This window comes from Nostocoides vanveenii, from assembly GCF_039531165.1.
GTDB classification, from domain to species: domain Bacteria; phylum Actinomycetota; class Actinomycetes; order Actinomycetales; family Dermatophilaceae; genus Nostocoides_A; species Nostocoides_A vanveenii.
In genome coordinates this window covers 1-540 of record NZ_BAAAPN010000062.1, presented here as the reverse complement: position 1 = coordinate 540, position 540 = coordinate 1, and the positions used below count along the sequence as shown (strand labels likewise).

The window sequence follows — 540 nt, the reverse complement described above, 5'->3', positions numbered from 1 at the left end:
TTCTCAATGTCCATATCGATCACCCACTCATAGCCTTCATTTAAGTAGCCAAGGACTTTTTCGATTGCTTGATGTGCATTTCGCTTAGGGCGAAATCCATAGCTGTTTCCACTGAAGTGCGCATCAAAGATGCCACTCAGTTGTTGCGCAGCTGCTTGTTGCACCACACGGTCTACTACACTTGGAATCCCTAAAGGTCTTTGTTTTCCATCGGGTTTAGGGATATAAACTCGCTTGACTGCCTTGGGCTGATAGGTCATCGATCGGACCTCCTGAACAAGATCTCGTCCATGTTGATAAAAGTAATGATCAAGTTCATCGACTGTCATCTCATCAATCCCCGGAGCCCCTTTATTCTTTTTGACCTGCTCAATGGCTTGTCTCATATTTTGATGGCTCGTGATCTTTTCAATGAATCTCATGCGCTGTTCCTCCTCTAGGCGTAGATGGATCCAAGATCGCCCTCACTACTTTTCCCATCAATAGTTACGTTCTACCGTTCTAGGGTATCCTCATTTCCGGACTACTTGGACATTTTCT

1 protein-coding gene is annotated in these 540 nt (G+C 45.0%); it reads right to left on the bottom strand.

The genetic code is table 11. From position 1 onward, the window contains the following. Positions 1 to 422 (bottom strand): reverse transcriptase domain-containing protein (locus ABD209_RS15500; protein ID WP_344067815.1); only part of this gene is annotated, 422 nt, incomplete at its 3' end. Between the last annotated feature and the right edge of the window lie 118 nt (positions 423 to 540).